The 5415-nt window shown below is 64.7% G+C and carries 8 protein-coding genes; all 8 read right to left on the bottom strand.

The genetic code is table 11. The annotated features are described in order from the left end of the window. A partial coding sequence (locus JCM9942_RS19650) for a hypothetical protein (protein ID WP_218185481.1) occupies nucleotides 1–385 on the bottom strand: 385 nt, incomplete at its 3' end. Between the two features lie 44 nt (nucleotides 386–429). Further along, nucleotides 430–825, bottom strand: coding sequence for a glycine cleavage system protein GcvH (gcvH, locus tag JCM9942_RS10460; protein WP_054659516.1), 396 nt, complete (start codon nucleotides 823–825; stop codon nucleotides 430–432). Nucleotides 826–910: 85 nt separating this feature from the next. Further along, nucleotides 911–2017 carry a glycine cleavage system aminomethyltransferase GcvT gene (gcvT, locus tag JCM9942_RS10455; RefSeq protein ID WP_054659514.1) on the bottom strand — a complete coding sequence of 369 codons (1107 nt, stop codon included), beginning with the start codon at nucleotides 2015–2017 and terminating at the stop codon, nucleotides 911–913. A gap of 89 nt (nucleotides 2018–2106) precedes the next feature. Beyond that, a complete protein-coding gene (locus JCM9942_RS10450; RefSeq protein ID WP_054659512.1) occupies nucleotides 2107–2538 on the bottom strand; it encodes an NfeD family protein in 432 nt (143 codons plus the stop codon). Between the two features lie 3 nt (nucleotides 2539–2541). Continuing rightward, nucleotides 2542–3510 (bottom strand): SPFH domain-containing protein, encoded by a 969-nt coding sequence (locus JCM9942_RS10445; RefSeq protein ID WP_054659510.1) that lies wholly within the window; start codon nucleotides 3508–3510, stop codon nucleotides 2542–2544. A gap of 361 nt (nucleotides 3511–3871) precedes the next feature. Further along, a complete protein-coding gene (locus JCM9942_RS10440) occupies nucleotides 3872–4195 on the bottom strand; it encodes a YnfA family protein (protein WP_054659508.1) in 324 nt (107 codons plus the stop codon). Continuing rightward, nucleotides 4192–5013, bottom strand: a complete 822-nt coding sequence (gene mazG / locus JCM9942_RS10435; protein ID WP_054659506.1) for a nucleoside triphosphate pyrophosphohydrolase — start codon at nucleotides 5011–5013, stop codon at nucleotides 4192–4194. The genes JCM9942_RS10440 and mazG overlap by 4 nt, the downstream gene beginning before the upstream one ends. Nucleotides 5014–5086: 73 nt before the next feature. Then, a partial coding sequence (locus JCM9942_RS10430; protein WP_304941137.1) for a 3'(2'),5'-bisphosphate nucleotidase CysQ family protein occupies nucleotides 5087–5415 on the bottom strand: 329 nt, incomplete at its 5' end.

Here is a 5415-nt window from a genome sequence, read left to right as displayed (position 1 = left end):
CCGCCACCGCACGTCCAAGGCGTGTTGCGGAAAAACAGCGGAAAAACCGCACTATTTGTGCACCGGTACGCTTGTGCACGCACGGCTGCGCAGCACTTTGGCATCCAACACCCGGCCATTTCCGCCACGGCATTGCAGCGCGATACGGATCTGGAAAAAAATCATCGCCTGACAATTTTTTACCCGCAGCACCAACGAACTGCGCAAAAATTTCGCGCTCGCGGCACGTCATCTTCGTGCCATCGCATGCCAGCCACCTCCGATCACTACCGCGTTGCCGGCGGCTGCAGACACGTTGCATCGGCACGCAAAATGATCGTGGATGCCGCGCCAAGTGCGCCATGCCATCACGCCGCAATGACATCCACGCCTTGGAAAAAGACAACGGCCGCTCAAGGCGGCCGTTGTCGCGTCAGCCTGGCAACACGATCAGTGCGCGTCGTCTTCCAGCAGCTCGGCGTACTCGTCCGGACCCAGCAGGTCGTTCAACTGTTCCGGCTCGGACATCTCGACCACGAACAGCCAGCCGTCACCGTAGGCATCTTCGTTGATGGTTTCCGGCTTGTCGGCCAGGGCTTCGTTGACTTCGACAACGGTGCCCGACACCGGGCTGTACACGTCCGACGCGGCCTTGACCGACTCCACCACCGCCGCGCCGGCACCCACCGTGACGGTGTCACCGACAGCCGGAAGTTCGACGTAGACCAGATCACCCAGCAAACCCTGGGCGTGATCGGAAATGCCGACGGTAACGCGGCCGTTGCCTTCAACGCGGGCCCACTCGTGGGACTTGAGGAATTTGAGGTCGCCTGGGATCTCGCTCATGGAACTGCTCCGAAAAAACGGTGGTCGGGATGAAGCGCTAGTTTAACGGACCGGGCACGGGTAACCGTCGACCGGTCCGGGTGAATCACAGATTGATACCGGCCTGCGGCTGGCCGTCACGCACGAACGGGAACTTCACCTGCCGCACCGGCACTTCCTTGCCGCGGATATCCACGCGCACGTCGCCCGGCGCACCGGCGGGGACACGGGCAAAGGCGATCGCCTTGCCGAGCGTCGGCGAGAACGTGCCGGAAAGGATCTCGCCCTCGCCCTGGGCGGTGAGCACTTTCTGGCCGTGGCGCAACACGCCCTTGTCGTCCATCACCAGGCCGATCATCTGCCGTGCGTTGCCGGCGGCCTTCTGCGCTTCCAGCGCCGGACGACCGATGAACTCGCGCCCCTCGTCCAGCGACACCGTCCAGCCCAGCGCCGCTTCGAACGGGGTGACGGTCTCGTCCATGTCCTGGCCGTACAGATTCATGCCCGCTTCCAGCCGCAGCGTGTCGCGCGCGCCCAGACCGGCCGGCTTCACCCCGGCGGCCAGCAGCGCGTTCCAGAACCCCACCACCGCCGTCTGCGGCAGCAGCACTTCGTAACCGTCTTCGCCGGTGTAACCGGTGCGGGCAACGAACAGCTCAACGCCATCGACCGCACGGACATCCAGCGCGGCAAAGCGGGCCAGCTTGTCCAGCGCGGCACGATCGAATTCAGCGATCAGGCCGGCGGTCAGCGCGCGGGCCTGCGGGCCCTGCACGGCGATGATGGCCAGGTCTTCGCGCTCGATGACTTCGACCCCGAACGCCGCGGCATGCTGGCCGATCCACGCCAGATCCTTCTCGCGGGTCGAGGCGTTGACCACCATGCGGAAGAAATCCTCACCGAGCAGGTACACGATCAGGTCGTCGATCACACCGCCCTGCGCGTTGAGCATGCACGAGTACAGTGCCTTGCCGTTGACCTTGAGCTTGTCGATCGAGTTGGCCAGCAGCTGGCGCAGGAATTCACGCGTGCGCGCGCCCTTCAGATCGACCACGGTCATGTGGCTGACGTCGAACATGCCGGCGGCAGTGCGCACCAGGTGGTGTTCGTCGATCTGTGAACCATAGTGGATCGGCATGTCCCAGCCGCCGAAGTCGACCATCTTGGCGCCAAGCGAGCGGTGGGTTTCGTTGAGCAGGGTCTTCTGGATCATGGCCGTTCCGCGGAAAAGGGGCCGCCATTATCCCAGATGGTTACGCTTAAAACCTGCGGCACCGCCACACCACCGTGCCGCAGGCCGGCTCACGCCGGCTGCACTTTGAGGGTCATGCCATCCACGGCCACCACCCGCACGGCACTGCCCGCCGGAAGATCAACGCCGGCCACCACCCAGAACGCATCATCGATCTTGGCCCGGCCGACGCCATTGGCGATGCCCTGCTCCAGCGTCACCACCCGCCCGATCAGCTGTTCGGCGCGCCGGTTGAGCAGCGGCTGATCGCTCTGCCGGTCGCGCTTGCGGAACCAGGTGCGATAGATCTGGATCGACACAAAGCTGAGCACCACAAACAGGATCACCTGCGCCAGCACCGTCATGCCCTCAACGGCCCACACCAGCAGGAACACCACCGTGGCGGCAACGCCCATCCACAGCATGAACGCACCCGGCGCCAGCGCTTCGGCGGCAAACAGCGCCACCGACAACGAAGCCCATATCACCACTTCCCAGCGCATGGCTCAGCGCCCCAGCGGCGGCGGATTGCCGCGTGCGGCAGGCTTGCCCTCGTTCTGCTTGGCGAACGCCTCCCTGGCCAGTTCGGCGACACCGGCAATGGAGCTGATCACACCGGTGGCTTCCATCGGCATCAGCACCAGCTTCTGGTTGGGCGAGCTGGCCAGCTCCTTGAATGCCTCCACATATTTCTGCGCGATGAAGTAGTTGATCGCCTGCACATCGCCCTGTGCGATCGCTTCGGACACCATCGCGGTGGCCTTGGCTTCGGCCTCGGCCGAACGCTCGCGTGCTTCGGCATCGCGGAACGCGGCTTCTTTGCGGCCCTCGGCTTCCAGCACGGCGGCCTGTTTCTGGCCTTCGGCGCGCAGGATCTCCGACTGCCGTATGCCTTCGGCTTCCAGCACTGCCGCACGCTTGTTCTGCTCGGCCATCTTCTGCTGCTGCATCGACTGAACCAGGTTGGTCGGCGGCTGGATATCCTTGATCTCGATGCGGGTGACCTTCACCCCCCACGGATTGGTGGCGTGGTCGACCACATTCAGCAGTTTGGCGTTGATGGTCTCGCGCTGGCTCAGCGATTCGTCCAGGTCCATCGAGCCGATCACGGTGCGGATGTTGGTCTGCACCAGGGCGATCATCGCCACTTCCAGATTGGCCACTTCATAGGCCGCCTTGGCCGCATCCAGCACCTGGAAAAACACCACGCCATCCACGCGCACCACCGCATTGTCCTTGGTGATGACGTCCTGGCTGGGCACATCCAGCACCTGCTCCATCATGTTCACCTTGCGGCCCACGCCGTAGACGATGGGAATCAGGAAATGCAGGCCCGGGGTCATCGTATGGGTGTATTTGCCGAAGCGCTCCACCGTCCACTCATAGCCCTGCGGAACCATCCGCACCGTCTTGAACAGCACGATGATGCCCGCCACCGCCACCACCAACGCCAGAAAACCCGCACCGCTCCCCATCTGCCCACTCCTTGTGACGATCCAGTGCCGAGTATAGCCAGCCGCCGGGGCTCACAAAGGCAGGCGATCTTGCAGGATGTCGACCAACATCCCGCGGACCGTGAATAGAAGAGCGCACTGCATGTCGCCGGACGGTTGTTTCCAAAAAACACGTATCCGGTCCGGGCGGAGCCGTAACCGGCAGACCAGCCCGGCGATGCCCCATCCCCATGCTGCTGCCAGAGCGTCATGAACCGGTACGCCAGCACGCCCCGCTGCCCGCAAAATGCACTCGCCGCCGGGCAGGGGTGCGGTGTGGATCCAAACAGTCGGGAGGAAGCCGGGCAAGGCGGCCCCCCGCCCATGCACCAGAACAGGGAGTTCAGTGGCTGCGCGGGGCGAACATGATCACCGCCATGCCCAGCAGGCACAGTCCGCCACCGAGCAGATCCCAGCGGGTGGGCCGGACCGAATCCACCAGCCACAGCCACAACAGCGCCATGCACACATACACCCCTCCATAGGCGGCATAGACGCGGCCGCTGGCCGTGGGGTGCAGCGTCAGCAACCAGGCGAACAACGCCAGACTGGCGGTAGCGGGCAGCAGCAACCAGGGACTTCCCTGCTTGCGCAGCCACAACCATGGCAGATAACAGCCGGCAATCTCGGCCAAGGCGGTCAGCAGGAACAGCGCCAGCGTTTTCAACGCACTGTCCCTTTCTCCTGCTGTTTGACCGCCTGCCACAGCGCTTCCTGCTGCGGCAGATCCAGCGCCCGCATGCCGCCTTGGACGGCGGCCAGGGCTTCCATCGCACGGAACCGGCGCTCGAACTTGAGGTTCGCCAACCGCAGCGCGGTACCCACATCGACCTGGGCATGACGGGCGAGGTTGACGCAGACGAACAACATGTCGCCGAGCTCCTCCTGCAGCCGCTCATGGTTGTCGGCACCACGGGCGGCGGCATCGAACTCGGCCTGCACCTCATCGACCTCCTCACGCAGCTTGTCGATCACCGGCGCAGGGCCTGGCCAATCGAAACCGGTGCGGGCGGCGCGCTTCTGCAGCTTGACGGCGCGCTGCCATTCCGGGAGTCCGCGCGAAATACCGGCCAGGGCCGAGTCGTCCAGTTCGCCCTTGGCCACACGCTCGCTGCGCTTGATCTCGTCCCAGTTGGCCAGCACCGCGTCGGCATCGGCAGCCTGGGCATCGCCAAAGATATGCGGATGCCGGCGCACCATCTTCGCGCTGATCGCCGCCACCACATCGCCGAAATCGAACGCCCCCCGCTCGCTGGCCATCTGCGCATGGAACACCACCTGCAGCAGCAGATCGCCCAGCTCGTCTTTCAGGTCGACCAGATCGTTGCGATCGATCGCATCGGCGACTTCATAGGCCTCTTCCACCGTATACGGCGCGATGCTGGCGAAGTCCTGCTCCAGATCCCACGGGCAGCCGTTCTGCGGGTCACGCAGGCGCGCATGATCTGCAGCAGCGACTGGATATCGTTCATGTCGGACATGTATGCAGCACCTTCATTGCGGATGCGCCGGCAACTGCCGGCGCGGGATTTCTGGCAGGAGCCCCGGGTTCAGGCCGTCACAGCCCGGCCACCCAGTCCCGCCACGGCAACGCCGCATCCCCCAGCGCGACAAAATCGCCATTGAGCAGGCGCGGGCGCTGGTTGTAGAGGAACGGCTCGCCGCTGTCGGCCGCCAGCAGCACGCCACCAGCCGCCTCCAGCACGCATTGACCGGCGGCGGTGTCCCATTCGCTGGTCGGCCCCAGTCGCGGATACACGTCCAACGTGCCCTCGGCGATGCGGCAGAATTTCAACGACGAGCCCTGCGCGACCAGTTCGATCTCGCCCATCCGCGCCAGAAGCGTCTCGGTGCGTGCGCTGCGGTGCGAGCGGCTGGCCGCCACGC

The organism is Stenotrophomonas pictorum JCM 9942, assembly GCF_001310775.1.
In the GTDB taxonomy this organism is placed as follows: domain Bacteria; phylum Pseudomonadota; class Gammaproteobacteria; order Xanthomonadales; family Xanthomonadaceae; genus Stenotrophomonas; species Stenotrophomonas pictorum.
Note: the sequence above shows the minus strand (reverse complement) of the source record. Positions and strands in the feature narration are given on the sequence as shown.

Excerpts from the sequence above, each read along its gene's own strand:
- gcvH (WP_054659516.1), bottom strand. The coding sequence starts at position 825 with ATGAGCGAGATCCCAGGCGACCTCAAATTCCTCAAGTCCCACGAGTGG.
- gcvT (WP_054659514.1), bottom strand. The coding sequence starts at position 2,017 with ATGATCCAGAAGACCCTGCTCAACGAAACCCACCGCTCGCTTGGCGCC.
- JCM9942_RS10450 (WP_054659512.1), bottom strand. The coding sequence starts at position 2,538 with ATGCGCTGGGAAGTGGTGATATGGGCTTCGTTGTCGGTGGCGCTGTTT.
- JCM9942_RS10445 (WP_054659510.1), bottom strand. The coding sequence starts at position 3,510 with ATGGGGAGCGGTGCGGGTTTTCTGGCGTTGGTGGTGGCGGTGGCGGGC.